This is a genomic window from Planotetraspora silvatica (genome assembly GCF_016863315.1).
In the GTDB taxonomy this organism is placed as follows: domain Bacteria; phylum Actinomycetota; class Actinomycetes; order Streptosporangiales; family Streptosporangiaceae; genus Planotetraspora; species Planotetraspora silvatica.
The window spans coordinates 192,564-210,219 of record NZ_BOOQ01000003.1 but is presented as its reverse complement, the minus strand read 5'-3'; the positions used below and the strand labels follow the sequence as shown (position 1 = coordinate 210,219).

The following is a 17,656-nucleotide window of genomic DNA, read 5'->3' as shown; positions in this document are numbered from 1 at the left end:
GGGCGCGTGGAGCACCGTCCGAACTTTGCGGCACGGTGCCCTCTTCGTGACGTGGAAAGAGCGAGGGTCGATGAGTTTCAAGCTTGAGGGACCGGTCCTTGAAGGTGAGCTCGTACGTCTGGAGCCGCTGGACCATCGTCATGCGCCGGACCTGGCGGTGGCGGCGGAAGAGGACCGGAGTTCCTACGGCTTCACCTTGGTGCCCGCGGCGGCCGAGGTGGGACGGTACATCGACGGCCACCTCGCCCGCGCGGCGACGGGAATGCTCGCTCCATATGCGCAGGTGGCGAAGTCGTCGGGGCGGGCGGTCGGGGTCACGGCCTACTGGGAGCCGCGCCTATGGCTGTCGGAAGACCGCTTGTCCGCGGTAGAGGTCGGTTTCACGTGGCTGGCGACGTCGGCTCAGGGCACTGGACTGAATGTCGAGTCCAAGCTCCTGCTGTTCCGCAACGCGTTCGAGAACTGGGGCGTGGCCCGTGTCGACCTGAAGACGGACGCACGGAATCGACGCTCTCGCGCCGCGATCGAGAAGGTGGGCGCGCGGTTCGAAGGCGTCCTGCGGAACTGGTCCCAGTCATGGGCGCCGGGGGAGGACGGCAGGCTCCGCGACTCCGCGATCTACTCGATAATCGCGACGGAGTGGCCGGACTGCCGGTCGATGCTGGAGGAGCGGCTGACCAGGGCGCTGGAGCGTCGTGAACCACGTCTCCTTCGTGAAGACGCCCAGGGGATGCCGGCGGACACGGTCTGAATTTCGGCGCATCCCCTTGGTTCGCCGCCTGGGCGATCACCCGGGCAGGCCCCTCCGTCGTCCCGTACGACACGCCCTGACAGCGAGTCTGATCCGTGTGAGCGCCCGGAATCGGCACTCATCGTGGGTTCAGAGGAGACCGGCGTCGCGCACCTTCATGGCGACGTGGACGCGGTTGTCGGTCGCCAACTTGGCGAAGATCCGGGTGACGTTCGCCTTCACGGTCGCGACGCTCATGTGAAGACGTCCGGCGATCTCGGCGTTCGAGCTGCCCCGGGCGACCTCGATCGCCACCTCCCGCTCGCGTTCGGTGAGCTTGGCCAGCTCTCGCTGCGCCTCCGGGCGCCGCGGTTCGCGTCCTCCGGTGGCCGCGGCGATCACCTGTCGAGCGACGCTCGGCGACAGCACCGGCTCGCCTCCGGCCACCGTACGGACCGCGTCGATCATCTTCGGTGGCGGCGTGTCCTTGAGCAGGAAGCCGTCGGCTCCGAGCCGCAGAGCCCGCAGCACCATGTCGTCGGCGTCGAAGGTGGTGAGGACGAGGATCCGGGGCCGGTCCGCCTGTGCCACCAGCAGTTCGGTGGTGGTCAGCCCGTCCTGGTTGGGCATCCGGATGTCCAGCAGCACGACGTCGGGCCTGAGGTCGCGGATCACGTCCATGGCCCGCAGGCCGTCATCGGCCTCGCCGACGAGCTCCAGGTCGGGCTCTCCACCGAGAATGAGGCGCAGCCCGGTTCGCACCATCGGGTCGTCATCCACGATCACCAACCGAGTCACAGTGCGAAGCCTCCCATGGCAACCGGGCATCGAGGATGAACCGCCCGTTCTGGACGGTGTGACGGATGGTGCCGCCCGCCATCTGCGTTCGTTCGGCCAGGCCGACCAGTCCCAGCCTCCCGCCGGGACCCGCGGACGTTCCGGACGGCGCCGGATTGCTCACCCGGATTCGCAGGCCGTCACCCGGCCGCCCGCCGAGCTCGGCCCTCACCCGGCTGCCCGGCGCATGCTTGCGCGCATTGGTCAGAGCCTCCTGCACGATCCGGTACGCATGTCGGCCGGTCTGCGTCGGAAGCAGTTCCCTGTCGTCCACGGTGTCGTCCACCTCGACCAGCTGACCGGCGGCGCGTACCTCGGCGAACAGGGCGTCCAGGTGGGCCAGGTTCGGCTGCGGGGGCTCCAGGCCGCCGTCGCGCCTGAGCCCCCCGAGCACGGTGCGCAGTTCGTTCAGCGACTGGTGCGCGTTCTCCTGTATCGCCATCGCGGCCTCCCGGGTCTCCTCGGCCGTGAGGTCCGTCCGGTACGCCAGGCCGCCCGCGAGCATCGACACCAAGGAGATCCGGTGAGCGAGGACGTCATGCATCTCCTGGGCGATCTTGACGCGTTCCGCGAGCTTGGCCTGCTCTATCCGCTGCGACTGCTCGCGCTCCTCGGCCAGCTCCGCCTCTCGCTGCGAGACGGCCAGATCACGGCGCCCGCGCAGGTACAGGCTGAAGACAGTCAGCCCCCCGAGGACGGCGGTTCCGGTCACCACGGAGACGAGGGTCGCCTGGCCGACGCCCGTCCAACTGGAGCGTGCCACCAGAGCCAGCCAGGAAACGACCGCGACGGGGATGAACTGACGCCACCGGCGACGCGTGCCCAAGGACACGTACGCGACCTGGGCGGGACCGACAGCGGTGGTGGAGTAGACGGTCAGCAGGGCGGTCGCCAGCGCGATCGGCCACGGCCGGTGACGCCGCCACCGCATCAGCATCAGCCCGATCACGCCGAGCCCCACATCGACCAGCGCCGACACGAGCCGGTCGTGGTCACGGGAGACGATCGCGACCAGGACGACGCCATAGAACACCATCGGCAGCACGGCGCACACGTAGCGCAGCGCGATGCCCGGCCCATCCAGTGGAGGCGGGTCCTCCGCTCGGTCCTGCACAGCTCACAGCCTAAAGACCACCGGACCGACGCTCTAGCGACCTGGGTCGACGTCCAGGTGGCCACAGGTCGAGAACCAGGGGCGCAGACCTGGCCCTCGCGCCCGTGGTCCTCGACCTGGGTCCGATGATCCGCGGCCTCACATCCGGTGGACTGGACGCATGATCGAGTTCAGCCACGTCAGCAAGGTCTACGGAAATGTAAAGGCACTCGACGACGTGTCCTTCACCGTCGAAGCGGGGAGCATCACCGGTTTCGTCGGGCCCAACGGCGCCGGGAAGTCCACGGCCCTGCGCATCCTGGTCGGACTCGCCCACCCCACCAGGGGTTCGGCCACCGTTCTGGGCCGGCCGTACACCGAGTTGGGCTGCCCGGGTCTCCAGGTCGGCACGCTGCTCGACGCCGGCGCCCAGCATCCCGGCCGTACGGGACGGGAGGTCCTGACGCTGGGCGCGATGATGCTCGGCCTGTCGAAGTCGAGGGTCGACGAGATCCTCGACCTCGTCGGGCTGACCGGCGGGGAGAGCCGGCGGACCGTAGGCGGCTACTCGCTGGGAATGAGGCAGCGGCTCGGCGTCGGTCACGCGCTCCTCGGCCGGCCCAGGGTGCTCATCCTCGACGAGCCCGCCAACGGCCTGGACCCGCAGGGCATCCAGTGGATGCGCCGGCTACTCCGTGACCTCGCCGACCTGGGATGCGCCGTGCTGCTCAGCACGCATCTGCTCCACGAGGTGGAGCAGGTCGCCGACCACATCGTGATGATCGGCCGTGGCCGTGTCCTCGCCCGGGGCACCGTCGACGAGCTCAGCCGGGGCCGGAGTCTCGAACAGACCTTTCTCGAACTGACCGCGAACGCCGATCGGAGTGCGGCATGACCGACGCCCACATCCCCGCGACGGACATCACGACCACGGATCTCCGCCGGACCCCTTTCCGCCGGCTGCTGTGTGTCGAGGCCCGCAAGCTCGTCGACACCCGCTGCGGCTCGATCGTGGCATCGATCCTGCTCGTCCTGGTGCTCGCGTCCATTGTCAGCCGCGGCGTCGTGTTCGGCCCGGACCTGCACACCCTGGTCGGCACCGCCGGAATCGGCTACGGGACCCTGCTGCCCGTGCTCGGCATCCTCTCCGTAACCGGCGAATGGGTCCACCGGACCGCCCTGACCACGTACGCCCTCGAACCGCACCGCTGGCGGGTGCCAGCCGCCAGGTGTCTGCTGTCGCTGATCGTGGCGGTGGCCGCCTCCCTGTTCGCGCTGCTGGTCGCGGTGCCGGTGACGGGTGTCGTGGCGAACGTCCGGAATGTGCCGGCCACCTGGGAGATCACTCCTTTCATGCTGGCGGGCTGGACCGGGACGAACGTTCTCCTGGTGGTGGCAGGACTCGCCCTGGGCATGCTGCTGCTGAACGCGCCGGCCGCGATCGTGATCTGGTTGTCCGCCCCGGTTCTGTGGTCCGTCGTGAAAAGGCTCGGCGCCGGCGGAGCGGTCGCGGCCGAGTGGCTCGATCTCAACAGCACCACCTCGCCTCTGGCGGCAGGGGACATGACCGGTGGCGACGCGGCCCGGCTGGCCGTATCGACGATCTTCTGGATCGTCGTCCCGCTGACGGTCGGTGCGCTGCGCGTGATCCGCAAGGACGTGAATTGACCGGGACGCACCTGTCGGCATCCCGCGGCCGACACGGCATGTGTCCTGGTGGCGACCGGCCGGCGGTCCGGTGCGGCGGCCGGCCGGACATGGCAGCCAGCAGGTGCCTGCGGAGTCCGGCCTTCAGGGGTGCAAGATGGGCGCTGCCGGAGAAGACGGCGAGCGTACGCGGCGGAATCCTGAAGGGGAAGACCAGCTCCAACCAGGGGGAAGTGGGAGCCATGGCCGCCAGTACGACCCTTCCAGCGGCGTTCCACTCAGCGCGGCATCCGGACACGGATCGTGCGTCCGGCGCCTCCACGCCCGACGCTCACCGGTACCGCGTCACCGGCGCCACCCGACCGGCGGCCGGCCATCGCGTGACCTGGGTCCTGCCGGACGATCCCTCCGCGGTTCCGGAGGGCCGCCACCGGATTCGCATGACGCTGACCGAGTGGCGACTGGACGACCAGGTCGACCTCGCGGAACTCCTCGCCGACGAGTTGATCACCAATGCCTTGCTGCATGCGTGGGGGAAGCCGCTTCTGACCTTGTCCCTCATCGACGGCACCCTCCGCTGCGAAGTGAACGACCTGAGTCCTGAACTCCCGCGTATGCGACTCCCCGACGCCGGCGAGGAGCACGGCCGCGGACTCCAGTTGCTCGACCAACTGTCCGCGCGATGGGGCTCCGTCCTCACCTACACGGGCAAAGTCGTGTGGTTCGAGATCACGGGGGCTCGCCCGTGACCTCGGCGTCCATCAGGACACCGCGACGCCGGCCAAGCGGTTTCCCCGTCCAGTGATCACCGCGGCCGTCTGAATGCCGGCGGGCCTCGACGTCTATGCGCGAAGGCAGCCTCTAGTAAAAGTGATATCACTTTGCTAGATTCGCGATAGACAACGAGGAGGAGCCATGACAGACATGGACATTGCCGTCGACATGCCCGCGCCACAGATCGACGAACGAGCGGCCCGTGCGGCCTCGGGATGGCCGGTGCTGGTTTCGGCCCTGGCAGGCCTGCTCGCCTTCATCGTGCTGATCCCGGTGGGGATCATCGTCGCGGTCCAGCACAGTGGCGGCACCGGGTTCGCCCTGCTGGTCGTCGCGGTGCTGGTCTTCCTGGCGGCCTGCGTCCTCGCCTCCGGGCTCACCGCGGTCGCGCCCGGCGAAGCGCGGGTGGTACAGCTGCTCGGCCGCTACGTGGGCACGGTGCGGACCCCGGGCCTGCGCTTCGTCGTCCCCTTCACGCAGAAGCGGCGCGTTTCGACCCGGATCCGCAACCACGAGACCGACATAACCAAGGTCAACGATGCCGACGGCAACCCGATCGAGATGGCCGCGGTGGTGGTGTGGCAGGTCGAGGACACGGCGAAGGCGGTCTTCGAAGTCGACGACTTCGTGGAGTTCGTCGCGTTCCAGACGGAGACCGCGGTGCGTCACATCGCGGGCAGCTACCCCTATGACGGGCACGACGACATGCTCTCCCTGCGCCAGAACGCCGACGAGATCACCGGCCGCCTGTCGGCCGAGATCCAGGCCCGCGTGGCGTCGGCCGGGGTCACGGTCATCGAGTCGCGCATCACCCGCCTCGCGTACGCTCCCGAGATCGCGCAGGCGATGTTGCGGCGCCAGCAGGCCGGAGCGGTCGTCGCCGCCCGCCAGCGGATCGTGGACGGCGCCGTCGGCATGGTCGAGGCCGCCCTGGCCCGCCTCGACGAGCACAACGTGATCGAACTGGACGAGGAGCGCAAGGCCACGATGGTCAGCAACCTGCTCGTCGTCCTGTGCGGAGACCGCGACGTGCAGCCCGTGGTCAACACCGGCTCCCTCTACCAGTAGCCGTGGCGACCGAACGCAAGAGCATCCTGCTCCGACTGGACCCCGTGGTGCATGACGCGCTGGCCCGCTGGGCCGGCGACGAACTTCGCAGCACCAACGCACAGATCGAGTTCCTACTTCGCCGGGCGCTGTCGGACGCGGGACGGCTCCCCGGCGGCGCCGGTCGCATCCCCCGGCGCGGCCGGCCCACCAAGACAGAGGTCCAGCCCCCAGAGACCTCCGCCACGGCGGCGTCCGAGACCGGAGCGCCGCCCGACGACGACTGAGAGAAGGCAGTCCCGTGGACACTCCCAGTTCCCTGGCCGCTCAGCTCTACCTCCTCAGCTACGACTCCAGAAAGGAGCGGGTGGTGACGCGCATGGTGTTCCCCTACCTGCTCCGCGCGGCGGCGCTCACCGATCTGCTTCTCAGCGGACGGATCGCCGACGACAAGGGCAAGGTGCGGGTCGTCACGCAGGACAGGCTCGCCGATCCGGTCCTGGACGGCCTGCTGCGCCAGATCGCCGAGTCGCGGCCGCGGTCATGGCAGCACTGGATCAGCAGGGACCACCACGCCACGGCTCGGGCCGTACGCGACGAACTGGAGACGGAGCGGTGGATCCGGGTGGAGCTCAACCGGCCGTTTCTGATCTTCAGCAGGAGCTTCGTCCGGGTGCGGGACACGCGTGTGGTCAAGCGGCTCGCGGCACAGGTCGCCTTCGCCCTGACCGGCCCGCTGTCCCGCGTCAGCGAACGGGACGCGGCGCTCGTCGCGCTGGCGGCGGCGGGAGAGGTCAGGACGGTCCTCCCGAGGGCGAAGCGGCGGGAGTACAAGCAGCGCATCACCCAGCTGACCGAACGGGGTGGACCGACGTCGCCGGCGCTGCGCAAGGTCATCCGCCAACTCCACGTGGCCTCCGTCGCCGCCAGCAGCGGAGCGGGGGGCTGAGTCCGGTGATCTCCGATCTGGACGTGAACGAACTGCCATCCGGCCACCCGCCCTTCTCCGTATCCGACCAGGTCGAGGGCGCGGATCAGTCAGCCGTCGCCTGTTGTGCGGCGGCGTCGCCGATCATGTCGAGGGACACCTGCCAGAGGCGTGCGGCGGCGTCGGGGTCGACGGCGTATGCCGCGAAGCCGCGCCGGAGCCCGGGTGTGTGTGGTGCGGCCTCCTGGCAGTCCTCGAAATACCGTCCGGTCACGCCTTCGACGAGGGGTGAGGCGGCCAGGAGGGTCGAGGTCGCCGCACCCTGGGGGATGTCCTTGACCGACACGCCGTCGCTGGATTCGGGCTCGAACGACGCGGGCGGGGCGGACATGTGTCGGGAAAGGCCGGTGCTCCAGATGCGGCCGGGGTTGAGCGCGTTGACCGCGATGCCCTCGCCTGCCCAGCGCCTGGCGGCTTCCACGGCGAACAGGATGTTCGCGGTCTTGGACTGGCTGTAGGCCTTCCATTCGTCGTAGGGGTTCTTCTCGAAGTTGATGTCGTCCCAGATGACGTCCCCGTTGATGTGGCCCACGGAGCTCACGACGACGACGCGGGCATGCCCGGCGGCCGCGAGGGCGTCGTGCAGGCCGAGAGTGAGGGCGAAGTGGCCGAGGTGGTTGGTGGCGAACTGCATCTCCCAGCCCTCGGCGGTGCGCCGTTCGGGGGTGGCCATGACGCCGGCGTTGTCGACCAGGATGTCGAGCGGCCCCCGCCATGAGGCGACGAAGGCGTCGATCGAGTCACGGGCCGACAGGTCGAGGGGCGCGACGTGCACGTGCGCGTCGCCCGTGGACGCCTCGATGCCGGCGGCGACCTTCTCGCCCTCGACGACGTCGCGGACGGCGAGGGTGACGTCGGCGCCGGCCTTGGCGAGCGCCCGGGCGGTCTCCACGCCGATTCCCGACGACGCTCCCGTCACGATGGCCTTCCTGGCGGACAGGTCGACGCCCTCGACGGTCTCCTCAGCGGTCGTGGCCGGTCCGAAGGGAGTCGTGACGCGTTGGGTGTTCATGCCGATGTTCCTCCACATAGGATTAAGCGGAGCCGGGTCCGGTTAGCTTCAATATAAGCGGACCCGACTCCGTTTTACAACGCGGGCGGACTCTCGCAGGAAGCGATCCATGGACACCAAGGACCCCAGACAGCCCCGAGCCGACGCCCGGGCGAACCGTGAACGGCTCCTCGACATCGCGACCCGCGCGTTCGCCCGCGAGGGCCCCGGCGCCTCCCTGAAGGGCATCGCGAAAGAGGCAGGCGTGGGAATCGGAACCCTGTACCGGCACTTCCCGACACGCGAGGCCCTCATCGAGGCGGCACACGCGAGCGAGCTCGCGCGGGTCTGCGATTCGGCGGGCGACGTGCTCGCGACGATGCCCGCGGACGAGGCGCTGCGCGTCTGGCTGGGACGATGGGTGGACTACCTGACCGCCAAGCACGGCCTCGCGCAGGCGTTGCGCGCCACGACGGCGACGGACACGATGGCCGTCGCCTTCCCCGGCGCCAGAGCTCGTGCGCTCGACGCCGTGAGCCTGCTCCTCGACGCCGGGGTGCGGGACGGCGTGCTCCGGCAGGGCATCGAGCCACTCGACGTCCTGGTCTCCGCGAACGGCGCCGCAATGGCGGCCCTGGACCCCGATCAGGTCGAACGCCTGCTCGACTACCTCATGGACGCCTTCCGCGCCCGGAAGTAGGCCGCGTGCGGGGACCGACTCCGTCGCCATGGACGATCGCTCCCCGATATCCCCAGGTACCTCCCGATCGTGTCCATCGAACGGTGGACAGCCCACTCCACCGGTCGTAGGTGTCGCGGCAGCCGTACCGGGACGACGCTTGGGGCCATGACGACAGCGGTGAGAGTGCGGGGCCTGACCAAGCGGTACGGCGACGTGCAGGCGGTCGGGGGCATCGACCTCGACATCAACGCGGGTGAGGTGTTCGCGATCCTCGGCCCGAACGGGGCCGGGAAGTCCACCGCGGTGGAGATCATGGAGGGCTACCGGACCAGGGACGCCGGGGAGGTCAGCGTCCTCGGCGTCGACCCGGGCAGGCCGACACGGGAGTGGCGTTCGCGGATCGGCGTGGTGTTGCAGACGGCCGACGACGTGGCAGAGGCGACCGTGCGGGAGACCGTGCGGCATTTCGCGGGTTACTACCCCAATGCCAAGGACCCGGACGAGGTGATCGAGCAGGTCGGCCTGACGGACAAGGCGGGCAAGCGGATCCGCCAGCTCTCCGGCGGTCAGCGGCGCCGGGTGGACGTGGCACTGGGAGTGATCGGGAGTCCTGAGCTGCTCTTCCTGGACGAGCCGACCACCGGGTTCGACCCCGAGGCCCGCAGGCAGTTCTGGGAGCTGATCGGAGACCTGGCCCACCAGGGGACCACGATCGTGCTGACCACGCACTACCTGGACGAGGCCGAGGCGCTGGCCGACCGGGTGGCCGTGGTCGCCCAGGGCCGCATCGTCGCCGAGGGCGACCCGACGACCTTGGGGGGCCGGGCGACCGCCAAGGCGACGGTCGGCTGGTCGGAGGCGGGGGAGCACCGTTCGCGGGAGACCGACACCCCGACGAGGACGGTGCTGGAACTGGCCCAGCAGTTCGACGGCGAGGTTCCCGAGCTGACCGTGACCCGTCCCTCGCTGGAGGACGTCTACCTCCGGCTCATCGAGGCCCCGTCCTGACCACGCCCTGCGCGGTCAGGCACAGAGGCGTTCACCCCCTCTTCGGCCTGGGTCGCGCCGTCATCCCCCTCAGCTCCCCATCCCCCGAGGTGATCACCCCATGAGCCAGACCGCCACCCGAGCCCCCGCGCCTCCTGTCGTCCGGCAGCCCTCCGCCATACAGCTGGGCCTGTCGCGGGCGGCACTCGAGACCAAGATCTTCTTCCGCGAGCGCGATGCGGTGATCTTCACCTTCTCGTTCCCGATCGTCCTGCTGCTGATCTTCGGCTCGATCTTCGCCGACGATCTGGAGGGGACGGGCCTCAACGTCTCCCAGCTCTACGTGGCCGGGCTGATCGGCTCGGCGGCGATGACGGGCTTCCAGAATCTCGGCATCGGCATCGCGATGGACCGCGACGACGGCACGCTCAAGCGGTTGCTGGGCACACCGCTGCCGCGCAGCTCCTACTTCGTCGGCAGGGCGCTCAACACCCTGTTCATCTCCTTCTGCCAGGTCGTGATCCTACTGACCATCGGGGTCGCGCTGTTCGGCCTGCAGTTGCCCTCCGAGATCTCCACCTGGCTGACCTTCGTCTGGGTGTTCGTGCTCGGGGTGCTCGGCTCGTCGCTGCTCGGCATCGCGGTCAGCAGCCTGCCCCGGTCGGGCAAGAGCGCCAGTGCGGTGATCGCCATGCCGTTCGTGGTGCTGCAGTTCATCTCCGGGGTTTTCATCCCCGTCACCCAACTCCCGGCCTGGCTGGTGAACATCGCCTCGGTGTTCCCGCTCAAGTGGATGTGCCAGGGCTTCCGCTCGGTCTTCCTCGGCGACGCCGGCGCCACGCTGGAGCTCACGAACTCCTACGAGCTCGGCCGGGTCGCCCTGGTGCTGGGAGCCTGGGTCGTCGGAGGCCTGCTGCTGTGCCTGACGACGTTCCGCTGGAAGGGCCGCCGCGACGGGTGATCCCGCCCGGGCGGCATGCCCGGCATGCGCTACGTGGATGGAACCGACCATGAAGCAGAGCGAGGAGCGGGCCGCCCTCATCGCGGAACTGGAGGCCCAGCGGGCCGAGGTGGCGAGACTGTCGGCCGAGCGCGGCGCCCTGGCCGAACGCGAGCGCCTCGCCGGGGAGATCCACGACACCCTGGCCCAAGGGTTCACCAGCATCATCATGCTGATCCAGGCGGCCGAAGCCCAGGCCGACCCGGCCCGTCATCTGAGGCTGGCCGTACAGACCGCGCGCGAGAACCTGGCCGAGGCGCGCGCGCTGGTGGCCGCACTCGGCTCGGCGCCGCTGGACGGCTCCGCCCTGGACGAGGCACTGGTCCGGCTGACGGACCGGCTCGGGCAGGAGTCGGAGACGGCCGCGGCGTTCACGGTCCACGGCGAGTCGCGCCCGCTGACGCCGCCCACCGAGGTGGTGCTCATCCGCGCCGCCCAGGAGGCCCTGGCGAACGTGTGCAGGCACGCGACGGCCGGCCGGGTGGACGTCTCGGTGACCTACGGCCCGCGGACGGTGACGCTGGAGGTCCGCGACGACGGTCGCGGCTTCGACCCGTCCGCCACCGGCGGGTACGGCCTGCGGGCGATCCGGAGCCGGGTGGAGCAGGCGGGCGGCTCGATGCGGGTGCGGAGCTCGCCGAGAGAGGGGACGACGCTGACGTTCGAGGTGACAGAGTGACCGTCGTGAAATTGCGTGACAATTCCCCGCCCACGTCCCAGCACGTGTTCATGCGCCTGAGCGGATGGGAGTTGCTCTACCTCGTCGCCTTCCTGTCCTCCGTCTTCTTCGCGATCTCCGATGGCACGCTCGGGACGGCCGAGCGGGTCACCGCGATCGTGCTGCTCAGCGGATGCCTGGTCGCGTACGTGCGGCTCGGACGGCGGGCCGTCGGCGTGGGGTATCGCTCGTGGGAGGGCAGGACGTACGTCGTCCTGCTGATCGTGCTGTTCACCCCGGTGTCCGCCATCTGCCCGCCCACCAGATTTCTCCTTTTCGCCCTGTGCGCGCAGTGCTTCATGATGGTCCCCAAGAACCAGGCGAGAATCGCCGTGATCATCTTCAACGTGGCCCCCGCGCTGGAGTTCCTCGTCGACCCGCCGTCGCTGCAGGAACTGACCGTCTTCCTGGGGGTGACGCTCACCGTCCTCGCCTTCGCGCTGACCTTCGGCCCCTGGATCGTCGACGTCATCGGCCAGAGCAGGGAGCGGGCCTCGCTCATCCAGGAGTTGGAGGCCAAGCGCGCCGAAGTGGCCGCGCTGTCGGCCGAGCGCGGGGCCCTGGCCGAACGCGAGCGCCTCGCCGGGGAGATCCACGACACCCTGGCCCAAGGCTTCACCAGCATCATCATGTTGCTGCAGCAGCCCGACCCCCGTCGGGTCGAGCTGGCCGTACAGACCGCGCGCGAGAACCTGGCCGAGGCGCGCACGCTGATCACCGAGCTCAGCCCGGCGCCGCTGTCCGGGGCCACCCTGGAGGAGGCACTCGGGCGGATCACCTCGAAGTTCGGTGAGGAGCTCTCGGTGTCGACCGTGTTCGAGGTGCGGGGCGACTCCAGGGCGACCCCGACCAAGGTCGACGTCGTCCTGCTCCGCGCGGCGCAGGAGGCGTTGGCCAACGTGCGCAAGCACGCCAGGGCGGGGTCCGTCACGGTGACGCTGGAATACACGCCGGAAGCGGCCAGGCTGACCCTCCAGGACGACGGCGCCGGCGTCGATCCGTCCGCCACCGAGGGGTACGGTCTGCGCGGCATGCGTGCCCGGGTCGAACAGGCGGGCGGCACCCTCACCGTGACCGGCCCACCGGGCGGGGGCACCGTTCTGGAGGCCGTCGTCCCCACCGGCCGGCCCGATCAGGGAGCATGACATGTTGCGTCTGATGATCGTCGATGACCATCCGGTGGTCCGTGAGGGACTGCGGGGAATGCTGGAGGCCGACCCCGAGATCACCGTGGTGGGGGAGGCCGCGTCGGGGGACGAAGCGGTGGTGCGGGCCGCGGAGTCGCGTCCCGACGTGATCCTGATGGACCTGCGCATGCCGAACGGGGACGGGGTGAGCGCCACGGCGCGCGTCCTCGCCGCACGCCCGGAAAGCAGGGTGATCGTGCTGACCACCTTTGAGACCGACCAGGACATCGTGCGGGCGGTCGAAGCGGGGGCCGCCGGATACCTGCTGAAGGACACCTCAAGGGCCGATCTGCTGGCCGCGATCTTCTCGGCGGCGCGCGGGGAGACCGTGCTGTCACCGTCGGTGGCGACCCGGCTGGTCACCCGGATGCGGGCGCCCGCGAGCGAGTCGCTGTCGCCGCGCGAGGCCGAGGTGCTCTCCCTGGTGGCCGAGGGGCTGACCAACGCGGAGATCGGCAAGACGCTGTTCATCAGCGAAGCCACGGTGAAGACCCACCTGCTGCGTGTTTTCGGCAAGCTCGGCGTCTCCGACCGCACCGCCGCCGTGACCGTCGCCCTGGACCGCGGATTCATCATCCGGTAGGAGCGGAGGCGCGACGCCCCCGACGTCCGCCGGCCGAACGTGGGTGTATCACGCCCACGTTTCCTGACGAGATTGTCGGTAGCTTGTCAATATGGACGGTGGGAGCCCTCTTGGTGAGTTCCTCCGTGCCCGGCGTTCGGTCATGTCGCCCGATCAGGTGGGGCTACCTCGGTTCGGCCGGCGACGGACACCGGGCTTGCGCCGCGTCGAGGTGGCGATGCTGGCCGGCGTGAGCGTCGACTACTACACCCGGCTGGAGCAGGGCAGGGAATGCCATCCATCCGATCAAGTGCTCCGGGCTCTGGCACGCGCCCTGTGGTTCGACGTCGACGCCACCGAGCATCTGCACGAGCTCGCACGCGGCGAGCCACGCAAACGGAGGACCGCCGACCGGGTCGAAGAGGTCAACCCGATCGTGTTGCGGTTCGTGGAAGGCTGCGACCACGTACCGGCGCTCGTGGTGAACGGCCGGTTCGACGTGCTGGCCAGGAACCAGATGGCCGAGGCCCTCTACGCAGGGCTGGAGCACGGCGACAACCTCGTCAGACTGGCCTTCCTCGAACCCGAGGCCCGCGCGTTCTACCTGGATTGGGAGCACCATTCCCTGGTCAAGGTGGCCCATCTGCGCGCCGCGGCGGGAGCCGACCTCGATGACCCGGCCCTGGTCGAGCTGATCGAGGAACTCGGGGCCGCAAGTGAGGATTTCCGCCGGATGTGGGCTCGGCACGAAGTACGGGCCCTGACCGGCTCATTCATTCGGGTTCGCCACCGCGACGTCGGCGACCTCTTTCTCTCCTACGAGATGTTCACCGTCGAAAGCTCCCGCCCCCACCAGATCATCGTGTTGGCGGCCGAGCCCGGCAGCCCCTCGGAGAAGGCTCTGGCCCGGCTGGGCACTCACTCCCGGTAGAGCCGCCGGAGCCGTTGACCTCAACGCCGGTCGCCCGGCCGATCAGTGGAGCGGCCCGGTCAGCTGGCGATCCGCACCGCACCGGGCCGTTCGTGGAACGTCCGCCGGTAGGCGCTGGGTGACACTCCGACGATCCGGGCGAAATGCGCCCGCAGGCTGGCCGGACCGCCGAAGCCGCAGGTGGCGGCGATCCATCCGATCGGCCGGTCGGTGGTCTCCAGGAACTGCTGGGCCCGGCGCACCCGCTGCTGCAGCAGCCAGCGCAGCGGCGACATCCCGAGCGCATCGGCGAATCGGCGCTCCACGGTGCGCACGCTGACATTGGCCTGGGCGGCCAGGTCGGCGGTGGACAACGGCAGATGCAGGTGCTTGCCGGCCCAGTCCAGCAGGGCGGCCAGCCAGTCGTCGCGGACCGCGGGCGAGACCGGGCGGTGGTACTGAGCCTGCCCCCCGTCCCGGTGCGGCGGGGTGACCAGGCGGCGGGCCAGCTCGGCGGCCACCGCGGCGCCGTGGTCGACCCGCACCACGTGCAGGCAGGCGTCGATGCCGGCCACCGTCCCCGCGGAGGTGATCACGTTGGAGTCCTCCACGTAGAGCACGGACGAGTCGACCCGGACGGCGGGATAGCGGCGGCTCAGCTCCTCCGCGTGCAGCCAGTGGGTGGTGGCCCTGCGCCCGTCGAGCACCCCGGCGGCGGCCAGGACGAAGGCGCCGGAGCAGATGGACAGGATCCGGATCCCCCGCTGGTACGCCTTCCGAACGACCTCCACCAGCTCCGCCGGCGGGTCTTCGTGCACATTCGTGCAGGCCGGGACGACGAGGGTGTCCGCCGATTCCAGATCCCACCCGTGGCGTACCGGGGGAAGGGTGAATCCAGGGCTCAGCCGCACCGGCCCGCTCCCGACCGGGACCACCGAGAACTGGTACCACGGATCGGCCAGGTGCGGCCGGTCGACGCCGAAGATCTGACACGGGACGGCCGCTTCGAAGATCGGCATGTCGTCGGTGACGGCCATGACGACGCGATGGGGACGCATGGCGCGAATCTAGCGCAGGTTGACGTCGAGGACGGTGGCCCCCGACGGCACCTCTCGGCAGGATCGGAGCAGTTCCCACGGCTGGAGAGACCTGATGATTGAGACCAACGACCGACCCGACCACGGACGCGAGAAGCCGGTGGTCGCGGTGTTCGGCGCCTACGGGCACACCGCCCGGTTCGTGACGGCGGAACTGCTGGAGCGCGGTTGGACGCCGGTGTTGTCCGGGCGGGACGCGGCGAAGCTGGAGGCGGCCGCCGCCGCCCACCCCGGCGTGGAGTGGAGGATCGCCTCGGCCGACGTCCCGGCCTCGCTCGACCGCGCGATCGCCGGCGCGGCCGCGGTGATCAACTGTGCCGGGCCGTTCGGCGACACCGCCCCGCCGCTGATCGAAGCCGCGCTGCGCGCCGGAATCCACTACCTGGACGTCACGGGCGAGACCCTGGTGGCGATCAACACCTTCGACACCTACCGGGATGACCCGCGGGTGAAGGAGGCGGGCATCGTGGTGGCTCCGGTGATGGCGTTCTACGGCGCGCTGGGCGACCTGCTCGCCACCGTCGCGATGGGTGACTGGCCGGCGGCCGACGAGATCTCGATCGCGGTGGCGCTGGACAGCTGGCACCCGACCCGCGGAACCTTGCTGGCCGGCGCGCGCCGGGCCGGGCGGCGGGTGGTCTTCTCCGACCACCACCTCCAGGTTCTCGCGGGCGACGAGCCGCCGCCGACGGGGACCTGGACATTCTCCGACCCCTTCGGGACCCAGGACGTCGTGGGACAGTTCTCCACCACCGACGTGATCACCATCTCCCGGCACCTGGACACCGCGCGGATCGACACCTTCCTGAACGTCGCCCCGCTGAAGGACCTCAGCGACCCGGAGACCAAGGGCCCGCAGGCGGCTGACGCCAGCGGCCGATCGGCCCAGGTCTTCCTGGTCGAGGTCGTCGTCCGCCGGGGGGACGAGGAGCGGCGGGTGTCGGCGCGGGGCCGCGACATCTACGCCGTCACCGCGCCGATCGTGGTGGAGGCCACCGAGCGGATCTTGACCGGCCGTACCCGAGCCGCCGGCGTCGTCACCGCCGGGGAGATCTTCGATGCCGAGGACTTCCTGCGGTCCCTGCCACTGGACGAACTGTCGCTGGGCGACGGATGACTTGGAGATAAAGTATCTTCACATCAAGATGAATGGGGGGCAGGAGTCGTCCATGTTGCATCACGTCCAATTGGCCTGTCCCCCCGGAAGCGAACCCGCCCTCCGGGTCTTCTATGAAGGCGTGCTCGGTCTGGCCGAGATCCCCAAGCCTCCCGTGCTCGCCGCACGTGGCGGGTGCTGGTTCCGCGGCCACGGCATCGAGTTGCACCTGGGCGTCGAATCCGACTTCCGTCCGGCCCGCAAGGCGCATCCCGGTCTCCTGGTCCAGGAGATCGACGAGTGGGCCCGGCGCCTGAGCGAGGCCGGGTATCCCGTCATCTTCGACGACGACTTCCCGGGGATGCGCCGCTTCTACAGCGAGGACCCTCACGGCAACCGTCTGGAGTTCCTCGAACCGCTCGCCTGACGACGAGGATCGGGTCGGCGTCCGTACCGGGTCGGCTTTCCCTCGCCGATCAGGTGAAGTTGAGCACTCGACATGCGGGAGAGGATCTGCGAGATGAGCATCGAATCGACGCCGCCCGAGGAGATCGCCGAGCGCATGATCGAGATCCCTGCCGGGGAGATCGTCCTGCGGGACGAGGGCACGAGGACGGACTGGAAGGTCGAGGTCGGGGCCTTCCTGCTGGCGCCGTATCCCGTGACCCGCGAGCTGTATCGCGCCGTTCGAGATGAGGCGCCCGCGAGCCCGGCGGGGCCGTGCACGCCGGTGACCGAGGTCTCCTGGAAGGAGGCCGTTCGGTTCTGCAACCTGCTCTCGCAGGCGACGGGGCTCGAACCCTGCTACTCGATGGGCGACGACCCCGACGGGCAGGACGTGGTCTGCGACCGGGAGGCGGACGGCTACCGCCTCCCGTCCGAGGCGGAGTGGGAGTACGCGTGCAGGGCCGGGACCTCCGGCGTCCGCTACGGAGAGCTGGACGAGATCGCCTGGTACCGCGAGAACTCCGGCGGTGAGATACACGACGTCGCGACCAGGGCGCCGAACGCGTGGGGCCTCTACGACATGATCGGCAACGTGTGGGAGTGGTGCTGGGACCTCTACGATCCCGGCGTCTACGGGCCGTACCGCGTCTTCCGCGGCGGAGGCGCGCATGATCGACCCCGTGGATGCCGGGCGTCCTGCCGCCGCAAGAGTCACCCGACCTTCCGCATCGACGACCTCGGGTTCCGGCTCACCCGATCGCAGTGATGGAGGGACGACCACATCCGGTTCCGTCCGGGCGACATCATTCACGGCGTCGAACAAGCCCGCGTCATCGACGGCGTGGTCGTCTGGTGATGAAATC

At 69.7% G+C, this 17,656-nt stretch carries 21 protein-coding genes; 17 read left to right on the top strand and 4 right to left on the bottom strand.

Annotated features, from left to right (window positions below; all coding sequences use genetic code 11):
* The first annotated feature begins 70 nt into the window (after positions 1-70).
* On the top strand, positions 71-751 hold the full coding sequence (locus tag Psi02_RS04200; RefSeq protein ID WP_203971997.1) for a GNAT family N-acetyltransferase: 681 nt from the start codon (positions 71-73) through the stop codon (positions 749-751).
* 129 nt (positions 752-880) lie between these two features.
* Here Psi02_RS04200 and Psi02_RS04195 read toward each other — a convergent pair whose 3' ends face one another.
* Together Psi02_RS04195 and Psi02_RS04190 are read right to left on the bottom strand one after the other, a co-directional pair.
* Positions 881-1,516: a response regulator gene (locus tag Psi02_RS04195; RefSeq protein ID WP_308442206.1), complete on the bottom strand. Its 636-nt coding sequence runs from the start codon at positions 1,514-1,516 to the stop codon at positions 881-883.
* Positions 1,503-2,681, bottom strand: a complete 1,179-nt coding sequence (locus Psi02_RS04190) for a sensor histidine kinase (RefSeq protein ID WP_203971993.1) — start codon at positions 2,679-2,681, stop codon at positions 1,503-1,505. Before Psi02_RS04190 ends, Psi02_RS04195 begins: the two co-directional genes overlap by 14 nt.
* Positions 2,682-2,841: 160 nt before the next feature.
* Between Psi02_RS04190 and Psi02_RS04185 the strand changes: the two genes are divergently transcribed.
* The 6 genes from Psi02_RS04185 (at position 2,842) to Psi02_RS04160 (ending at position 7,077) form a co-directional block, all read left to right on the top strand.
* Positions 2,842-3,555, top strand: a complete 714-nt coding sequence (locus Psi02_RS04185) for an ABC transporter ATP-binding protein (RefSeq protein ID WP_203971992.1) — start codon at positions 2,842-2,844, stop codon at positions 3,553-3,555.
* Positions 3,552-4,328, top strand: a complete 777-nt coding sequence (locus tag Psi02_RS04180) for a hypothetical protein (protein WP_203971990.1) — start codon at positions 3,552-3,554, stop codon at positions 4,326-4,328. Before Psi02_RS04185 ends, Psi02_RS04180 begins: the two co-directional genes overlap by 4 nt.
* Positions 4,329-4,549: 221 nt before the next feature.
* Complete coding sequence (locus Psi02_RS04175; RefSeq protein ID WP_203971988.1) at positions 4,550-5,056, top strand: ATP-binding protein; 507 nt, start codon at positions 4,550-4,552, stop codon at positions 5,054-5,056.
* A gap of 166 nt (positions 5,057-5,222) precedes the next feature.
* Complete coding sequence (locus Psi02_RS04170; protein ID WP_203971986.1) at positions 5,223-6,149, top strand: SPFH domain-containing protein; 927 nt, start codon at positions 5,223-5,225, stop codon at positions 6,147-6,149.
* A 2-nt stretch (positions 6,150-6,151) separates the two neighbouring features.
* Positions 6,152-6,415 carry a type II toxin-antitoxin system antitoxin gene (locus tag Psi02_RS04165; RefSeq protein WP_203971984.1) on the top strand — a complete coding sequence of 88 codons (264 nt, stop codon included), beginning with the start codon at positions 6,152-6,154 and terminating at the stop codon, positions 6,413-6,415.
* 14 nt (positions 6,416-6,429) lie between these two features.
* A complete protein-coding gene (locus Psi02_RS04160) occupies positions 6,430-7,077 on the top strand; it encodes a GOLPH3/VPS74 family protein (protein WP_203971982.1) in 648 nt (215 codons plus the stop codon).
* Between the two features lie 85 nt (positions 7,078-7,162).
* On the opposite strand, the gene Psi02_RS04155 is transcribed toward Psi02_RS04160, so the two are convergent.
* Complete coding sequence (locus Psi02_RS04155; RefSeq protein ID WP_203971980.1) at positions 7,163-8,128, bottom strand: SDR family NAD(P)-dependent oxidoreductase; 966 nt, start codon at positions 8,126-8,128, stop codon at positions 7,163-7,165.
* 109 nt (positions 8,129-8,237) lie between these two features.
* Between Psi02_RS04155 and Psi02_RS04150 the strand changes: the two genes are divergently transcribed.
* From Psi02_RS04150 to Psi02_RS04120, 7 genes are all read left to right on the top strand, one after another.
* Positions 8,238-8,807 (top strand): TetR/AcrR family transcriptional regulator, encoded by a 570-nt coding sequence (locus Psi02_RS04150; RefSeq protein WP_203971978.1) that lies wholly within the window; start codon positions 8,238-8,240, stop codon positions 8,805-8,807.
* A gap of 147 nt (positions 8,808-8,954) precedes the next feature.
* Positions 8,955-9,797: an ABC transporter ATP-binding protein gene (locus Psi02_RS04145; RefSeq protein ID WP_203971976.1), complete on the top strand. Its 843-nt coding sequence runs from the start codon at positions 8,955-8,957 to the stop codon at positions 9,795-9,797.
* Between the two features lie 100 nt (positions 9,798-9,897).
* Positions 9,898-10,737: an ABC transporter permease gene (locus Psi02_RS04140; protein ID WP_203971974.1), complete on the top strand. Its 840-nt coding sequence runs from the start codon at positions 9,898-9,900 to the stop codon at positions 10,735-10,737.
* 49 nt (positions 10,738-10,786) lie between these two features.
* Complete coding sequence (locus Psi02_RS04135) at positions 10,787-11,455, top strand: sensor histidine kinase (RefSeq protein ID WP_203971972.1); 669 nt, start codon at positions 10,787-10,789, stop codon at positions 11,453-11,455.
* A gap of 5 nt (positions 11,456-11,460) precedes the next feature.
* Positions 11,461-12,639, top strand: coding sequence for a sensor histidine kinase (locus tag Psi02_RS04130; RefSeq protein ID WP_203971970.1), 1,179 nt, complete (start codon positions 11,461-11,463; stop codon positions 12,637-12,639).
* Position 12,640: 1 nt separating this feature from the next.
* Positions 12,641-13,264 (top strand): response regulator, encoded by a 624-nt coding sequence (locus tag Psi02_RS04125; RefSeq protein WP_203971968.1) that lies wholly within the window; start codon positions 12,641-12,643, stop codon positions 13,262-13,264.
* Positions 13,265-13,355: 91 nt separating this feature from the next.
* Complete coding sequence (locus Psi02_RS04120; protein ID WP_203971966.1) at positions 13,356-14,174, top strand: helix-turn-helix transcriptional regulator; 819 nt, start codon at positions 13,356-13,358, stop codon at positions 14,172-14,174.
* Between the two features lie 59 nt (positions 14,175-14,233).
* Here the strand turns inward: Psi02_RS04120 and Psi02_RS04115 are convergent, their stop codons facing one another.
* Positions 14,234-15,211, bottom strand: coding sequence for a helix-turn-helix domain-containing protein (locus Psi02_RS04115; protein ID WP_239094593.1), 978 nt, complete (start codon positions 15,209-15,211; stop codon positions 14,234-14,236).
* Positions 15,212-15,305: 94 nt separating this feature from the next.
* Between Psi02_RS04115 and Psi02_RS04110 the strand changes: the two genes are divergently transcribed.
* From Psi02_RS04110 to Psi02_RS04100, 3 genes are all read left to right on the top strand, one after another.
* Complete coding sequence (locus Psi02_RS04110; RefSeq protein ID WP_203971964.1) at positions 15,306-16,367, top strand: saccharopine dehydrogenase family protein; 1,062 nt, start codon at positions 15,306-15,308, stop codon at positions 16,365-16,367.
* A 52-nt stretch (positions 16,368-16,419) separates the two neighbouring features.
* Positions 16,420-16,773: a VOC family protein gene (locus Psi02_RS04105; RefSeq protein WP_203971962.1), complete on the top strand. Its 354-nt coding sequence runs from the start codon at positions 16,420-16,422 to the stop codon at positions 16,771-16,773.
* Positions 16,774-16,866: 93 nt separating this feature from the next.
* Entirely contained in the window at positions 16,867-17,559 is a 693-nt protein-coding gene (locus Psi02_RS04100; protein WP_239094592.1) for a formylglycine-generating enzyme family protein, read from the top strand.
* Positions 17,560-17,656: the final 97 nt, after the last annotated feature.

Coding starts and splice junctions, on each gene's coding strand:
- Psi02_RS04200 (WP_203971997.1), top strand. CDS start 71: ATGAGTTTCAAGCTTGAGGGACCGGTCCTTGAAGGTGAGCTCGTACGT.
- Psi02_RS04185 (WP_203971992.1), top strand. CDS start 2,842: ATGATCGAGTTCAGCCACGTCAGCAAGGTCTACGGAAATGTAAAGGCA.
- Psi02_RS04180 (WP_203971990.1), top strand. CDS start 3,552: ATGACCGACGCCCACATCCCCGCGACGGACATCACGACCACGGATCTC.
- Psi02_RS04175 (WP_203971988.1), top strand. CDS start 4,550: ATGGCCGCCAGTACGACCCTTCCAGCGGCGTTCCACTCAGCGCGGCAT.
- Psi02_RS04170 (WP_203971986.1), top strand. CDS start 5,223: ATGACAGACATGGACATTGCCGTCGACATGCCCGCGCCACAGATCGAC.
- Psi02_RS04155 (WP_203971980.1), bottom strand. CDS start 8,128: ATGAACACCCAACGCGTCACGACTCCCTTCGGACCGGCCACGACCGCT.
- Psi02_RS04150 (WP_203971978.1), top strand. CDS start 8,238: ATGGACACCAAGGACCCCAGACAGCCCCGAGCCGACGCCCGGGCGAAC.
- Psi02_RS04145 (WP_203971976.1), top strand. CDS start 8,955: ATGACGACAGCGGTGAGAGTGCGGGGCCTGACCAAGCGGTACGGCGAC.
- Psi02_RS04140 (WP_203971974.1), top strand. CDS start 9,898: ATGAGCCAGACCGCCACCCGAGCCCCCGCGCCTCCTGTCGTCCGGCAG.
- Psi02_RS04135 (WP_203971972.1), top strand. CDS start 10,787: ATGAAGCAGAGCGAGGAGCGGGCCGCCCTCATCGCGGAACTGGAGGCC.
- Psi02_RS04125 (WP_203971968.1), top strand. CDS start 12,641: ATGTTGCGTCTGATGATCGTCGATGACCATCCGGTGGTCCGTGAGGGA.
- Psi02_RS04120 (WP_203971966.1), top strand. CDS start 13,356: ATGGACGGTGGGAGCCCTCTTGGTGAGTTCCTCCGTGCCCGGCGTTCG.
- Psi02_RS04115 (WP_239094593.1), bottom strand. CDS start 15,211: ATGCGTCCCCATCGCGTCGTCATGGCCGTCACCGACGACATGCCGATC.
- Psi02_RS04110 (WP_203971964.1), top strand. CDS start 15,306: ATGATTGAGACCAACGACCGACCCGACCACGGACGCGAGAAGCCGGTG.
- Psi02_RS04105 (WP_203971962.1), top strand. CDS start 16,420: ATGTTGCATCACGTCCAATTGGCCTGTCCCCCCGGAAGCGAACCCGCC.
- Psi02_RS04100 (WP_239094592.1), top strand. CDS start 16,867: ATGAGCATCGAATCGACGCCGCCCGAGGAGATCGCCGAGCGCATGATC.